This is a genomic window from Conexibacter sp. W3-3-2 (assembly GCF_009707605.1).
Taxonomy (GTDB): Bacteria; Actinomycetota; Thermoleophilia; order Solirubrobacterales; family Solirubrobacteraceae; genus Paraconexibacter; species Paraconexibacter algicola.
In genome coordinates this window covers 4351898-4366818 of the sequence record NZ_WLYW01000001.1, presented here as the reverse complement: position 1 = coordinate 4366818, position 14921 = coordinate 4351898, and the positions used below count along the sequence as shown (strand labels likewise).

10 protein-coding genes are annotated in these 14921 nt (G+C 76.0%); 2 read left to right on the top strand and 8 right to left on the bottom strand.

What is annotated here, in order from left to right:
• Positions 1-17: 17 nt before the first annotated feature.
• On the bottom strand, positions 18-644 hold the full coding sequence (locus tag GKE82_RS20940; protein ID WP_154734644.1) for a LysE family transporter: 627 nt from the start codon (positions 642-644) through the stop codon (positions 18-20).
• The gene (locus GKE82_RS20935; protein WP_196189363.1) at positions 641-2794 is read right to left on the bottom strand and encodes a choice-of-anchor D domain-containing protein; all 2154 of its coding nucleotides are present in this window, start codon (positions 2792-2794) and stop codon (positions 641-643) included. Before GKE82_RS20935 ends, GKE82_RS20940 begins: the two co-directional genes overlap by 4 nt.
• Before the next feature lie 186 nt (positions 2795-2980).
• Between GKE82_RS20935 and GKE82_RS20930 the strand changes: the two genes are divergently transcribed.
• Positions 2981-3967, top strand: a complete 987-nt coding sequence (locus GKE82_RS20930) for a hypothetical protein (protein WP_107569045.1) — start codon at positions 2981-2983, stop codon at positions 3965-3967.
• Here GKE82_RS20930 and GKE82_RS20925 read toward each other — a convergent pair.
• The 5 genes from GKE82_RS20925 to GKE82_RS20905 all read right to left on the bottom strand — a co-directional run bounded on the left by GKE82_RS20925 (position 3940) and on the right by GKE82_RS20905 (position 11854).
• On the bottom strand, positions 3940-5814 hold the full coding sequence (locus GKE82_RS20925; RefSeq protein ID WP_154734642.1) for a CHASE2 domain-containing protein: 1875 nt from the start codon (positions 5812-5814) through the stop codon (positions 3940-3942). The genes GKE82_RS20930 and GKE82_RS20925 overlap by 28 nt on opposite strands.
• 7 nt (positions 5815-5821) lie before the next feature.
• Positions 5822-6793 carry a cyclic nucleotide-binding domain-containing protein gene (locus tag GKE82_RS20920; protein WP_107569043.1) on the bottom strand — a complete coding sequence of 324 codons (972 nt, stop codon included), beginning with the start codon at positions 6791-6793 and terminating at the stop codon, positions 5822-5824.
• The gene (locus GKE82_RS20915) at positions 6790-7716 is read right to left on the bottom strand and encodes a class II glutamine amidotransferase (protein ID WP_107569042.1); all 927 of its coding nucleotides are present in this window, start codon (positions 7714-7716) and stop codon (positions 6790-6792) included. The genes GKE82_RS20920 and GKE82_RS20915 overlap by 4 nt, the downstream gene beginning before the upstream one ends.
• Before the next feature lie 121 nt (positions 7717-7837).
• The gene (locus GKE82_RS20910; RefSeq protein ID WP_154734641.1) at positions 7838-11101 is read right to left on the bottom strand and encodes a calcium-binding protein; all 3264 of its coding nucleotides are present in this window, start codon (positions 11099-11101) and stop codon (positions 7838-7840) included.
• Between the two features lie 117 nt (positions 11102-11218).
• Entirely contained in the window at positions 11219-11854 is a 636-nt protein-coding gene (locus GKE82_RS20905) for a class I SAM-dependent methyltransferase (RefSeq protein WP_107569040.1), read from the bottom strand.
• Between the two features lie 72 nt (positions 11855-11926).
• Here GKE82_RS20905 and typA point away from each other — a divergent pair, with 72 nt between their 5' ends.
• Positions 11927-13810: a translational GTPase TypA gene (gene typA, locus GKE82_RS20900; protein WP_154734640.1), complete on the top strand. Its 1884-nt coding sequence runs from the start codon at positions 11927-11929 to the stop codon at positions 13808-13810.
• Here typA and GKE82_RS20895 read toward each other — a convergent pair.
• Positions 13807-14904 (bottom strand): M20/M25/M40 family metallo-hydrolase, encoded by a 1098-nt coding sequence (locus tag GKE82_RS20895; RefSeq protein ID WP_309233735.1) that lies wholly within the window; start codon positions 14902-14904, stop codon positions 13807-13809. The genes typA and GKE82_RS20895 overlap by 4 nt on opposite strands.
• Between the last annotated feature and the right edge of the window lie 17 nt (positions 14905-14921).

Genomic DNA, 14921 nt, shown 5'->3' with positions numbered 1-14921 from the left:
CCGGTCCGGCGGGCGCGTCACCCGTCCTGCAGCGTGCGTCGGCCGAGCAGGCCGGCGCACAGCAGCAGCCCGAGGCCGCTGCCGACGTCGATCGCGCGCAGCAGCCGCTCCCCCACCCGGCGGCGCGCCACGGCGAGCGCGAGCGACAGGACCGTGAACCACGTCAGCGTCCCGAGCCCCACGCCCGCCACGAGCAGGGCGGTGGCGCCCGGGCCGTCGGCCGCTCCGGCCGTCGAGGCGGCGGCGAACACCGCCGCCCACGAGGCGATCGTCATCGGGTTGGACGCCGTCGCCGCCAGGGCGGTCGCGAACGCGGCGCGCGGGCCGGCGACCTCCTCGGTCGCCTCGCCTCCCATCCGCACGCGGAACGCCGACCACAGCGTCCGCAGGCCGAGCGTGGCGATCACGGCGGCGCCGAGGAGCCCGAGCGCGAGCGCCAGCGCGTCGATCTGCAGCACCTGGCCGGCGCCGAGCGCCCCGAGCAGGGCGTAGGTCGCGTCGACCACGGCAGCCCCCGCACCGATGGCCACGCCGCCGCCCAGCGAGCCGCGCAGCACCGTGCGCATGCACAGCAGCGAGATCGGGCCGATCGCGGCGGCCACGACGAACCCGAGGCCGAAGCCGAGGACGAGCGCGTCGCTCATGCCCGACCGCCGGACCGCTTCGGGGTGCACGTCCGGTACTGGCGGCTGTCCCGCAGCGTCGTGCCGTCGGTGAAGCGGACGACGATCCGGACCGTGAAGCGGCCCTTCGGCAGGCCGCGCAGGTCGATGCGGCTGCGCAGCGACCGGCCGCTGCGCCGCAGCACCCGCCCCGCGTAGCGGACCTCGATCGACCGCGGCGTCCGTCCGGCGGTCCGAAGGATCCGCAGGACGAAGCTGCGGCGGCTCACGCAGCGCCGGATCGTCGGCAGCAGCGGGGCCGTGGCCTGCGGCGCGACCGGCACGACGGCGGCGGGAGCGGCCGGCGCCGGCGCGTCGCCGGCCGGAGCCGTGGGCGCCGGCGGATCGGGCGTCGGGGTCGGGGTGGCGGTCGGGGTCGGCTCGACGGGCGCCGGGGCGGGCGCCGTCCCCCGCCCGGTCAGCTGCACGGCCGCCGCGGCGTCGGCCGTGCGGACGACCAGCGTCGCCGGCGCGTCGCCGACGGCGACGGGTGCGAACGCCACCGTCACCCGGCAGCTGCCGCCCGCCGCGACCGGGCCGCTGCGGCAGCTGCCGGGGTCCAGGACGTACGGCGCCCCGGCCGGGGACAGCTCCAGCGCGGTCACCTCCAGCGGGGCGTCACCGCGGTTGGCGATCGTCACGTCCTCCCCGGCGGACGGCCCGCTGCCGACCGCCCGCGCGCCGAGGTCGAGCCGGGCCGGCCCCGCCTCGAGCAGGGGTGCGGTGCCCGTGCCGGTGAGCGCCACCGTGCTCCGGCCCACGTTGCCGAGCAGCTCGAGCGTCGCGGTCCGGCTGCCGGTCGCCGCCGGGTCGAACGCGATCGCCACCGTACAGCTGGCGCCGGGGTCCAGCGTGGTCGTGGCCGTGCACGTGCCCCCGGCCAGCGGGTACTCCGCGGCGCGCGCGCCCACCACGGCGAGCGCCGTGAGCTCCAGGCGGGTCGTCCCGGAGCTCGTGAGCGTCACGGTCCGCGTCGGCGAGGCGCCCGCGGTGACCGGCTGTCCGCCGAAGGCCAGCGGCGAGGGCGTGAGCGTGGCGGCCGGCTCGATGCCCGTGCCGGTGAGGGCCCCGATCGCGTTGCCGTTGCGAAACGGCGTCACGTTCCCGGCGTTCGAGCGCACGCGCACCGCGCCGGACCGCGCGCCGACGGCTCCCGGGTCGAAGCGCACGCCGACCGTGCAGCTGCCGCCGGGCGGGATCTCGACCGCGGTGGTGCACGTCCCGGCGTCCGCGCCCGGGGCGCGGGTGAACTCGCCGATCGCGGTGCTCGTCACGTCGATCCCGTCGAGGGTGAGCGGCAGCGTCCCGGTGCTGCGGACCGTGACGGTGCGCACGGCGCTCGCTCCGCGCACGATGGACCACTCCCCGAGGTCGATGTCGTCGACGGCGATCCGTCGGTCGAGGACCCCGGCGCCGCGCAGGCTCGTGCCGACGCTCCCCTCGGCCGCGAGCAGGTCGAGACCGACCCCCACGCCACCCTCCTGCGTCGGCTCGAAGACGACGACGACGGTGCAGGACGCCCCGCGCGGAAGCGTGGCCCCGCACGTCCCGCCGTCGACTCCGGCGAGGCGACGGACCCGCGTCGACGCGCTGACGAAGCGCACGCCGGTCAGGTCGCGCTCGCCGACGGCGCTGAAGGTGAGCGTGAGCGGCGCGCTCGTCCCGCTGACGAGGACGTTGCCGGCGTCGAGTCCGACGGATCCCGCCGGGTCCACGGCCAGCTCGGCCGGGGTCCCGGTCGCGGCGAGCGGGACGTCGCGGGTCGGCGCGCCGGTCCCGGTGACCCGCAGGGTCGCCTGCAGCGGCCCCGTGGCCTGCGGTCGCAGCAGCGCGGTCACGGTGCACGAGGACCCGACGGGCACGCTGGTCCCGGCGGAGCAGGTGCCCCCGCCCAGCTGGAAGCCCGTCGTCCCCGCGTCGGGGATCGTGATCGAGGCGATCGCGTAGGGCGCGTCCCCGGTGTTCGTCAGGGTCGTCGTGCGGCTGACGAGGTAGGAGGTCGTCGACACCGACCCGAAGTCGAGCGTCGCCGGCGCGGCCGTGAGCGCGGGCGCCGCGGACGCGGGCGCCGCCGTCAGCCCGCCGAGTGCGAGCAGCAGCACGCCGATGGACGACGCGATCGATCGCCGCATGAGACCTCTCCCCCGTGTCGGGCCGACGCCACCGCCGGTCCCTGGAACACCGACGAGCCTACGCGTCCGCCCCGGCGGCGTGCCGGACATGCCGCACACAGCGCCGGGTCCCGGCGCGCGTCAGGGTGCCACGTTCGCGGGGCGCGGCGCATCCGTGACCCCGGACCGCCATGATTCCCGCGCTCGATGTCGCGCCTGTCCCGCCCGCTCCTGCTCCCCCTGGCCCTCGTCGCCCTCGGCGGCTCCGTGGCGGCGTCCGCCGTCGCCCAGGACCCCGCTCCGACACCGGCGCCGACCCCGGTCGCGACGCCCACGCCGACCCCGACGCCGGCGCCCGCGGTGGATCCGAACCCGTGCCGGCGCCCGGAGCTGCGGCTGCGCTGCCCGGACCTCGTGATGCGCACGCCCTACGGCTTCCACCTGCTGCGCACGAAGAAGGGCCGGTCGCTGCTGGCGACGACCAACGCGATCGTGAACGTCGGGGACGGGCCGCTGGAGGTGCGCGGCCGGCGGATCACCCGCACGCGGATGTCCGCCCGGCAGGTGCTGCGCGGCCGGACCGCCGCGACGACCCGCGTGCAGCCGCCCAACGGCAGCATCCGCTTCTTCGACACGCGGACCCGCGGCACGTACTGGAAGTTCGAGGACGCGGCGGGCTTCGAGCTCTGGGCGCTCGACGCGCAGGGCTTCCGCACCCGTCTCGTGCGCACCGGGCCGAAGATCTTCTACTGCTACCGGGACCTCACGCGGGTGCGGTCGCTCGCCACCCGCCGCCCCTACCGCGGCTCGCCGCGGACGCGGCAGTACGGCGCCTGCTCGCAGAAGGGGCCGATCAGCCGCGTGACGCTCGGCACCTCGGTCGGCTGGGCGGACATCTACCCGTGGCGCTACCCGCAGAACTGGATCGACGTGACCGGGTTCTCGGGCTGCTTCGCGTACGTCCACAAGGCGGACCCGTCCAACCGCTTCGTCGAGCTCGACGAGCGCAACAACGCCTCGGCCGTCAGCGTGCGGCTGCCGTGGCGCGGGTCCGGCGGCCGCCGCGGCTGCCCGACGGTGCGGGCCGGGGCGCCCCCGCGCACCGCGACCGACCCGGTGCCGACCGAGGGCGACGTGCAGCCGCCCGAGAACCCGTACGGCGGGGGCTACTCCGCCGTCGGCCGCGGCACGTAGACCGGCACGCCGGCCGCACGGCCGCGCAGCGCGATCGTGTCGTGGAACACGAGCTCGGGGTGGTCCTCGAGGAGCGCCTGGTACGTGGCCCCGGCGACGAACAGGTCGTGCGGGGTCCCCTTCGTCGCGCCCTCGAGCCGGGCGGCGGTGTTCACCACGTCCCCGATCACCGTGTAGTCGAGGCGCCGCTGGCTGCCGACGTTGCCGGCCATCACCGGGCCGCTGTTGAGCCCGATGCCCATGCGGAACTCGACGTCGCGGCCCTCCGCGGCGAGCTCGGCGTTGAACGCGGCGCAGCGCACGAGCATGTCCTGGGCGGCCCGCACCGCCCGGTCGGCGTGGTCGGGGTGCGGGACGGGCGCCCCGAAGACCGCGATGATGCCGTCGCCGAGGAAGCCGGTCACGGTGCCGCCGCGGTCGAGGATCGCCTCGGTCATCGTCGAGAGGTAGCGGTTGAGGAGCTCGAGCACGACCTCGGGCCGGTTGCGCTCGCTGAAGGTCGTGAAGCCGCGGATGTCGCTGAGCAGCACGGTCGTCTCCATCCGCTCGCCGCCGAGCCGCAGCGAGCCGTCGCGCTCGGCGCGCGCGAGGACCTGGTCGACGACGTCGTCGCTGACGAACCGGGCGAACACGCGCCGGGTGAACTCGCGCTCGACCGCCTCGCGGACCGAGCCGGTCACGAGCGCCACGACGGTGCCGAGCGCGAGCGCGACCAGCGGCGCCGCGACGGGCAGCACGAAGCCGCCGGAGAAGGCGAGCAGCGCCGCGCCGACGAGGAGCCCGGCGGCGGCGAGCGCGACCGCCGCGAGGATCGCGGCGTTGCGCGCCCCGCCGCCCAGCCGCGCCCCGGCCGCGACGGGGAGGCCGGCGAGCAGCGCGGCGAGCAGGACCGCGAGCCAGCGCGGCGCGGTGCGCAGCGGGAAGCCGTCCAGGACGGTCGCGATCGCGTTGGCCTGGATCTCCGCCCCGGACATCTCGCCGGCCGACGCGAACGACGTCGGGTGCACGTCCTGCAGCGTCGTGGCGACCGGGCCGACGACGACGATCCGGTCGCGGAACGTGCCGCGGGGCACCGGGCGCGGCCCGACGACGGAGGAGAACGACACCTGCGGGACGGTGCCCGGGGGGCCCGCGTAGTCGATCAGGAACGGGTCCTGCGGGACCGTCGTGGGGTCCAGGCGCCGGCCGCGGACGACCTCGGCGGTCGCGACGGCGAGCGTCGGCAGGCCCGCCTGCCGCACGCGGCCGCGCCGGTACACGCCGCCCGGGTCGATCGGGAACAGCGCGATCCCGGGGCGGGCGCGCGAGAACGCGAGCGCCTCCGGGTCGCCGCCGAGCAGGTTCGGTCGCCCGGCCGCCGAGACCTCGGTGGTGGCGAGCACCACGTCGCCCGCCTCGCGCAGCGCGAGCAGCAGCGCGTTGTCGGACTCGATCGCCTCGATGCACGCGTCGGTGATGTCCGGGTCGTCGGGGTCGCAGTCCGGATCGGTCTCCTCGCTGAACTGCACGTCGTAGACGATCGCCCGGGGCCGGTCGGCGGCGATCCGCTCGATCGCCCGTGCGTGCAGCGAGCGCGGGAACGGCCAGCGCTGGTCGAGGTCGCTGAAGGTCCGGTCGTCGACCGCGACGACGACGAGGTCCTCGCGCGGCGTCTGCTCGCCGCGGACCGCGAAGCGGACGTCCCCCGAGGCGCGCTCGAGGCCATCGAGCACCGGGGTCGCGGCGAGCACGACCGCGACGGCGATCGTGCCGAGCAGCGGCAGCACGAGCAGGCGCTGCGCGCGCAGGCTCGCGCGCGCACGGCCCAGCCGGCCCGGTCCCCCGGTTGTGCCCCCCTGCGGTCCCACGCACGCGTCAGCTTCGCACAGCGGTGCGGGCCATCGGCCGCTCCGCCTGCGCCTGCGCGCGCACGACGTCCTCGTGCACGGCCCGCGTGAGCGCGCGGTCGCGCGGCTCGGGCGAGTCGAGCGCCGCCCGGACGAGCTCGCGCGGCAGCCCGAGCAGGACCACCCGCTCGCGGGCCCGGCACATGACGGGGCTCGGCCCGTCGTCGAGGACGCCGTTGTGGCCGACGAAGCGCCCGGGCCCGGCGAGGCGCACCCGCTGCGCGCCCTCGCCGCCGCGCACGCTGACCTCGACCGCGCCGCGGACGACGAGCAGCAGGTGCGCGGGCACGTGGTCGTGCGGGATCAGCGTGGTGCCGCGGGCCAGCTCGGTGCGCCGCAGCCCGTCGCAGAGGTCGGCGACCATGCCGGGGTCCGCGAACGAGCGGAAGCACAGCAGCCCGCGCAGGTACTCGGCGGACTCGGGCGCGGTCGGCGACGGGAGCGCGACGTCCTGCGGCTCGGGGTAGGACGGGCCGCCGGCCGCGAGCTGGAGCGCGGCGTAGCGCTCGCGCAGCCGCCGGACCGCGACGTCGCCGATGCGCCGCGTGAACGCGACGGCCCCGGGCCGCACGTCGGTGCGCAGCTGCTCGAACGCGCCACCGTGCAGGACCCAGCCCTCGACGTCCTCGAGCGCGATCGCGTCGGCGAAGCGCCGGCGCCGCCCGATCAGCGAGGTCTCGCCGAGCACGCCGCCCGGGCCGACCTCGCCGACGGCGACGCGGGCACCGCCGGCGCTGCGGTAGGAGATCTCGACCCGGCCGGAGCGGAGCACGTGGAGGTCCCCGGCGGCGGCGCCCTGCCGCAGCAGCAGCTGCCCGGCGGGGGCGGAGAAGGGGCGCACGAGCGCGGCGACGACCGCCGCCTCCTCGTCGCCCATGTCGGCGAAGCTCGGGACGTCGTCGCGCAGCGACGCCATCCGCTCCTGCACCAGGCCGCTCACAGCGGGAGCTCCCGCGTCTCGATGGTCAGCTCGGCGGTGGCCGGGTCCGGGAACGCACGGAGCATCGAGTACTCCGGCACCTCGATCCAGCCGGTGTGGTCGCGCGTGAGCGGCTCGGAGGCCACGACGATCGAGGTAGTCGGTCCGTCCCCCATCGCGTAGGTGCCGTCGCGCCCGGCGAACGCGCCACCGGTCGTGTACCAGAGGGTCGTGAAGTCGTGCTCGCGCTCGCCGGCGAAGAACGAGTCGTCGTCGGGGTACCAGCCGTAGTCGTAGGCGAAGCGCGTCGTCAGCAGCCACTCCCCGTCGGAGAGGACGAGGTTCACCGGGGACTGCGTGCGGATCCCGCGGCGCTCGCGGATCCCCCGCAGGACGGTGAGCGCGCGCTCGACCGCGACGGTCGCGTCGTCGATCGTCGCCGGGCCGAGCGGGTCGGGCAGGCCGGAGAGCACGAGCGCGTAGACCCACTCGGTGTCCGTGGTGCCCTCGATGCGGTTGGCGAGGTCGGGACCGACGTGCTCGAGCAGGTCGTAGCGCATGGCGCCGAAGTCGTAGAGGTCGCCGTTCTGGGCGAGCGCGACGTGCGCCCCGTCGAAGCAGAACGGGTGCAGGTTGTGCGGGCCGATCCGCTCGCGCTCGTCGTAGACGACGCCGCGGACGTGGGCGAGGAGCGCGCGGGCGCGGACCTTGCGGGTCAGCGCGCGCAGGTTGCGGTCGAAGTTCGGCAGCGTCGGCACGCGGTAGGTGAACGGCCGGGCCGGGTCGTGGCTGCCCGCGTCCCAGGCGGCGAGCCCGAAGCCGCCGAGGTTCAGGAGCGACATGAGCTCCGAGTCGACCGTCTGCCGCACCAGCGCGCGGTCCGCGCCGAAGAGGAGGTCGTCGACCACCGCCTCGTCACCGAGATACGCCGTGACCCTGCACATCGCCTGCCTCCATCGTGGAACCCCCCGGCGTCGGGTGACGCCGCCGTCGCGCAGCGTGTCACGCGCCGGGGCCGCCCGAAACCTCCATTCACCACAAACCGGTTGTCACCCCGGTCCAGGGTCAGCGGCGCCGCGCGAGCCGCTTCCTGGCCTTGGCGGTGAGCGTTCCGACGCTGGGGCCGCCACGGGCGATGCGCCGCAGCGTGGCGAGCGTGAACGGCGTGGTCACCGACTGGCCGGCGCGCACGAGGATCGTCGCCCCGGTCGCGCTGTCGCGGACGCTGACGACGCCCTCCCGGACCGTGATCCGGGTGACCGTGCAGGTGTCCTCGGTCAGCCAGCGGGTCCCGCGGACGGAGGCGGCACCGTCGCGCCCGACCGTGCGGTAGTCGCCCTTGCCGGATCCCCAGAGCTTGCGGACCTTGCCGCGCTTGCGCTTCTTCGCGGCCACGGTGGCGGTCGGGGCCAGTGCGCGGGTGCGGGTGGACGGGAAGAGCCGGCGCTGCTCGCTGATCCAGTCCTTGTAGCCGGGGCTCGTGCGGGGGCAGCCGGACAGGTCGCCGCCGACGAGCTCGGCGTCGACGAACGGGTTGCGCGCGGTCGGCTGGCGGACGAGGAACACGCCGTCGTAGAACTCCATGCGCTGGACGACGCCGGTGGCGGTGACGCGCACGAGCGTCGCGCGGCCCTGGGTGGCGTCGACGATCGTGCCGGTCGGGATCGAGGTGGCCTCCTCGATCCGCACGAACGTGGAGCTGCCGGGCAGCCGCACGAGGACGGTCCCCGCGGTCGGCTCGAGGTTCGCGGTCGTCGGCGCCGGGTCGGGCGTGGAGGAGGGCGGCGTGGTCTCTGCCGGCGGGGCGGGCGTCGGGCCGGTGGGCGCCGGCGTCGGGTCGGCGGGCGCCGGGTCCGGGGCGCGGACGGCTTCGCAGTCGGCGGAGACGAGCGTCTCGTCGGTGTCGCGCAGCCCGCCGTCGGTCCCGGTGCCGCAGATCAGCCGGTCGCGCCCGCCGTCGCGGGCCTGCAGCGTGTCGTCGTCGGCGCCGGCGTCGAGGTCGTCCTCGCCCGCACCGCCGTCGAGGGTGTCGGCGCCCGCGTCGCCGCGCAGGTCATCGGCGCCGGCGCGACCGGTGAGGACGTCGGGCCCGTCCCCGCCGATCAGGAGGTCCGCGGCGTCGCTGCCGGAGAGGGTGTCAGCGGCCGTGCCGCCCTCGAGTCCCTCGACCGTGGTGAGCGTGTCGGTCGCGCCCGTGCCGTCGTCGGTCGTCGTGCCCGCGGCGAGATCCGCCGTCACCGGGGCGGCTGCCGCGGCGTAGGAGGCCCGGTCGCGGCCGGGACCGCCGTCGAGCCGGTCGGCGCCGCCGGCCCCGACGAGCACGTCGTCCCCGCCGCCTCCGGCCAGGTCGTTGGCGGCCGCGTCACCGGTGAGCGTGTCCGCCTGCGGCCCGCCGACGAGGTGCTCGACCGCGAGCTGGTCCTCCGCTCCGTACCCGTCGAGGGTGGCCGCCCCGGACGCGAGGCTGGCGACGACCGGGCCGGGCGCCTCGTCGTAGCGCGCGGTGTCCGCGTCGGCGCCACCGACGAGCAGGTCCGCGCCGCCGCGGCCCTGCAGCTCGTCGTCACCGGCACCGCCCACGAGCTGGTTCGCTCCGCCGTCGCCGCTCAGACGGTCGGCGCCCGCGCCCCCGAAGAGCCGCTCGATCGCCACGAGCTGGTCGCTGCCCGCGCCCATCGCGGTCCCCGCCGCCAGGTCCGCGGTGATCGCGTCCGTGGCGGAGGCGAAGTTCGCGGTGTCCGCGTCCGCCCCGCCGTCGAGCAGGTCGTCGCCGCCGTTGCCGACGAGCATGTCGTCGCCCGGACCGCCGCGCAGCTCGTTCGCGGCGGCGTTCCCCACCAGCGAGTCGGGACCGCTGCCGCCCGTGACGTGCTCGACCGCGCTGACGCTGTCGAACTCCGCCCCGCCGATGACCGCGAACCCGGTGCCGGCATCGGTGAGCCCGAGGCTCACCGCCTGCGACCGGTCGGCGAACGAGACGGTGTCCGCTCCCGGGCCCCCCGCGAGGGTGTCGTTGTCGCCGCGGCCCTGCAGGAGGTCGTCGCCGTCGCCGCCGGTCAACGTGTCCGGGCCCGCGCTGCCGCGCAGCGTGTCCCCGAACGCGCTGCCGAGCACCTGCTCGACCGCGGTCAGCGTGTCGGTCCCCTCCCCCGTCGCGGTCCCCGCGGCGAGGTCCACGTCGACCGGCCCCGCCGCCCCGCCGAAGCCCGCCACGTCCGTGCCCGCATCCCCCTGCAGGTCGTCCGCGTCAGGCCCGCCGACGAGCGTGTCGCTGTCGGCCCCGCCCCGCAGGACGTCCTCGCCCGCACCGCCGTCCAGGCTGTCGTTGCCGCCGTCCCCCTGCAGCTCGTCCGCGCCGCCTCCGCCGACGAGGGTGTCGCCGGAGTCGCCCCCGATCAGGTGGTTGGGGCCGCCGTCCCCGGTGAGCGTGTCGGAGGCCGTGCTGCCCTCGAGGTGCTCGATCGCCGTGAACGTGTCGGTCGGCGAGCCGACGCCCGCGTTGCCCGTGCCGGTGGCGAGCGACGCGACGACCGTGCTCGGCGTGCCGAGGTAGCGGTAGAGGTCGGTGTCGGCGCCCCCGTCGGCGGTGTCACCGCCGCCGCGCCCGTGGAGCACGTCGTCGCCCGGTCCGCCGAGCATCGTCGTGGCCTCGCTCTGGTTTCCCGAGAGCACGTCCGCGCCCGGCCCGCCGTCCAGGACGCGACCGCCGGCCGTCGCGCTCAGCGTGTCCGCGCCGCTGCCGCCGATCACGCGCTTGAGGCCGCTCAGCGTGTCGTTCTCCCCCGCCTCGCCGGCGCCCGAGACGGAGGCGGCCGGGGTGGCGAGCGTCGCCGTGATCGGCGCGACGCGGTCGGCGTAGGTGACGACGTCGCGGTCGGCGAGCCCGCCGCGCAGCGTGTCGGCGACGACCCCGGGGCCGCCCGAGAACGTCACGGTGACGACGTTCAGCGCGTTGGAGTACTGGTTGCGCAGCGTGTCGGCGCCCGGTCCGCCGGTCAGCGCGATCGTGTCGTCGAACGTGCGGGCCGACCCGTCGGGGCCGAAGAAGCAGGTCGCCACCGTCTCGTCGCCGGTCGGCGAGCAGACGTCCGCGCCGGCCGCGGTGAAGGCCACCGCACCGTCGGCGTCGATGTCGACGCCCTGGGCCTGCAGCGGTCGGGTGCGCAGGTCCACCGCCTCCGCGGGCGCGCCGGTCACCGTCACCGTGAGCCCGTAGGTCGTCCCCGAGGGGACCGCGTCGATGAGGACGTCCGCGGACGCCGGTGCGGCGGCCGTCAGGCCGACGATGAGGGCGCTCGCCGCGAGCAGCCACGTGTGCAGTCTCTCCATGCCCCCCACCATCCCGCCCCCGGGCCCGGTCGTTGTGTGACCTGCACGCACACCGGACGTGCGCGTGCACACACGACGCTAGCAGCGCGCGCCGCCGACACCCCCGCTTCCGGCGGATCAGACGCGCACGGCCTCGCCGCGGATCAGCGGCCGCACGAGCGCCGGGACGCCCGGGAAGCTGTCGTCGCGCACCCCGCGCACCTCGAGGCCCGGGGCCGCGCGCAGCGCCGCGAGCGTGTCCCGGTTGGCGTTGCACCCACCGGCGAGGGCCCCCCAGGGCCGGTTGAGCCGGTCCTGCCAGGCGGCGTGGCGGTGCCCGTCGGCGCGGACGTGCTCGACGAAGCGAAAGCGGCCGCCCGGCTTCAGGACCCGGACCGCCTCGGCGAGCACGCCGGGCACGTCGGGGGCGGTGCAGAGCACGAGCGTGCAGACGATCGCGTCCGCCTCGCCGTCCTGCAGCGGCAGGCGCTCGCCGCCCGCCTGCGCCACGGTCACCCGCTCGGGGCCGCCACCCTCGCCCGCCGCGACCTTCGCGCGCAGGCGCTTGACCATGTGCGGGTCGGGCTCGGTGGCGATCAGCCGGTCGACCGCGGCGGGGTAGTGCGCGAGGTTCAGCCCGGTTCCCGCGCCGAGCTCGACGACCGTGCCGGAGAGGTCGCCGATCGCCTCGGCGCGCATCGCGGTGAGCCCGCCGCGCTCGGCGCGCTGGAAGATGACGTCGTAGCCGGCGGCGAACAGGCGGTCGAGGATCATGCGGGCGAGCCTAGTGGCGCCCGGGGCGGGGCGGGTGGTGCGATCCCCGAACCCCGTACCCTCCGTTGCCGCATGACCACAGCCGCCGCCACCGCCATCCGCTCCGATCTGCGCAACGTCGCGATCGTCGCCCACGTCGACCACGGGAAGACCACGCTGGTCGACGCCATGCTGCACCAGGCGGGCACCTTTAGGGAGAACCAGGAGGTCGCCGACCGGGTCATGGACTCGATGGACCTCGAGCGCGAGAAGGGCATCACGATCCTCGCGAAGAACACCTCGGTCCAGTACGGGGACGTGAAGCTCAACATCATCGACACCCCGGGCCACGCGGACTTCGGCGGCGAGGTCGAGCGCGGCCTGACGATGGTCGACGGCGTGCTGCTGCTCGTCGACGCCTCCGAGGGGCCGCTGCCGCAGACGCGCTTCGTGCTGCGCAAGGCGCTCGCCGGTCGCCTGCCGGTGATCCTCGTGATCAACAAGGTCGACCGCGACGACGCCCGCATCAAGGAGGTCGTGGACGAGGTCTACGACCTGTTCCTCGACCTCGACGCCGACGAGGACCAGATCGAGTTCCCGATCGTCTACACGAACGCCAAGCAGGGCTGGGCGTCGCTGGAGCTCGACGGGGACCAGGCGGTCCCGGGCACCGACCTCCGTCCGCTGATGGACCTGCTGGTCGAGACGATCCCCGCACCGACCTACGAGGAGGGCCACCCGTTCCAGGCCCTCGTCACGAACCTCGCCGCCTCCCCGTACGTCGGTCGCCTCGCGATCTGCCGCGTCAAGGAGGGCACCGTCCGCAAGGGCCAGGACATCGCCTGGTGCCGCGCCGAGACGGACGCCGAGGGCAACCGGATCGTCTCCCGCGCCAAGGTCACCGAGCTGTACGTCACCGACGGGCTCGAGCGGGTCGACGCCGCCGAGGCGGGCCCGGGCGAGATCGTCGCGATCGCCGGCCTGCCGGACGTCACGATCGGCGAGACGCTCGCCGACGCCGCCGACGCCCGGCCGCTGCCGGTCATCAGCGTCGACGAGCCGTCCCTGAGCGTCACGATCGGGATCAACACCTCGCCGCTGGCCGGCCAGTCGGGCAAGTTCCTCACCGCCCGTCAGGTCAAGGACCGCCTCGACCGCGAGCTGATCGGCAACGTGTCGCTGCGCGTCAACGACACCGAGCGCCCCGACACCTGGGAGGTCCAGGGCCGCGGCGAGCTGCAGCTCGCGGTGCTCGTCGAGATGATGCGCCGCGAGAGCTACGAGCTGACGGTCGGCAAGCCGCAGGTCGTCACGCGCGAGATCGACGGCAAGGTCCACGAGCCGATCGAGCGGATGACGATCGACGTGCCCGAGGACTACGTCGGCGTCGTCACGCAGCTGCTCGCGCTGCGCAAGGGCCGCCTCGAGCAGATGATCAACCACGGCACGGGCTGGGTCCGCATGGACTACCTCGTCCCCGCCCGCGGCCTGATCGGCTTCCGCACCGAGTTCCTCACCGAGACGCGCGGCACCGGGCTCATGCACCACGTCTTCGAGCGCTACGAGCCGTGGCAGGGCGAGATCCGCACGCGGCCGTCGGGCTCGCTGGTCGCCGACCGGCGCGGCACGGTCACGTCGTTCTCGTGCTTCAACCTGCAGGAGCGCGGGATCCTGTTCGTGTCGCCCGGCGACGAGGTCTACGAGGGCATGGTCGTCGGCGAGAACTCCCGCTCGGAGGACCTCGACGTCAACGCGGTGCGCGAGAAGCAGCTGAACAACATCCGCTCCTCGACCGCGGACGAGCTCGTCCGGCTGACGCCGGCCAAGCCGCTGTCGCTCGACGGGGCGATGGAGTTCCTGCGTGAGGACGAGTGCGTCGAGGTGACCCCCGACCACGTGCGGCTGCGCAAGGTGAACCTCGCGCAGACCGACCGCGTCCGCGCCGCGCGCCAGGCGCGCAACGCCGAGAAGTCCTAGTCCGCGGCGGCCGCCACGACGAGGAGGTCGGCGAGGACCCGCAGGCCGAGCGGGATCCGCGCCGGGTCCAGCCACTCCTCGAGCGTGTGCAGGCCCTCGCCGTCCGCGAGCCCGACGGTGAGGGCGGCCAGCCCGGCTCCCAGCGCCGCGTTGGCGTCGGTCCCCGCGTCCTCGAGGATCCACGCGCAGCCGTGCGCGTCGTGGGCGGCCGTCGCCGCGCGGGCGAGCGGGTGGTCGGTGGCGATCGCCCCGCCGGGCCGGCGGCCCAGCTCGGTCCACTCCCACGCGAGCCCGGCGGCGCCGGCGGCGACGAGCTCCCGGGCCCGGGTCTCGAGCGCGGCGAGCACGAACGTGCCGGGCGCCCGGATCTCGAGCGTGAACGACGCGTGCGCGGCGAGCACGTTGATGTCGCCGCCGCCGGTGACGGAGGCGACGTGCCAGGACCAGGCCTCCTCGCGCGTCGGGCGCTCCGCGGCGAGCAGCGCGATGGCGCGCGCCGCCGCGTGCACGGCGGAGTCGCGGTCCCGGTCGCTCCAGGAGTGCCCGCCCGGACCGTGCACGTCGACGCGGGCCCGCACGGAGCCGTTGCCGGCGAGGCTGATCCGGCCGAGCATCGCGCCCTCGACCGCGACGAACGCGGCGAGGTCGTCGTGGGTCGCCACCAGGTGCTTGGCGCCGCGGAGGTTGCCCAGCCCCTCCTCGCCGACGGTCGCCACGAGCCAGACGTCGTGCCCGTCGCCCTCGCCGGGGACGAGGTGGCGCAGCTCGGCCAGCGCGGCGACCGCGACCGTGTTGTCCCCCACTCCCGGCCCGTGCAGGCGGCCGTCGGTCCCGGTGCGCAGCGCGTGGTCGACGTCGGCGGGGAAGACGGTGTCGAGGTGGGCGGCGACGAGGACCCGGCGGCCGGTCGTGCCGCGCCGCAGCCGCGCGAGGACGTTGCCGACCGCGTCGACGTGCACGTCGCCGAGCCCGTCGGCCCGCCACCAGCCCTGCACGATCGCGGCGCGCGCCGCCTCCTGCTCCAGCGGCGCCGGCACGACCGCCAGCTCGTGCAGGCGGGTGAGGGTGGCGGCGCGGAGCTGCTCGTCGGTCACGCGTGGGACGCTACGGG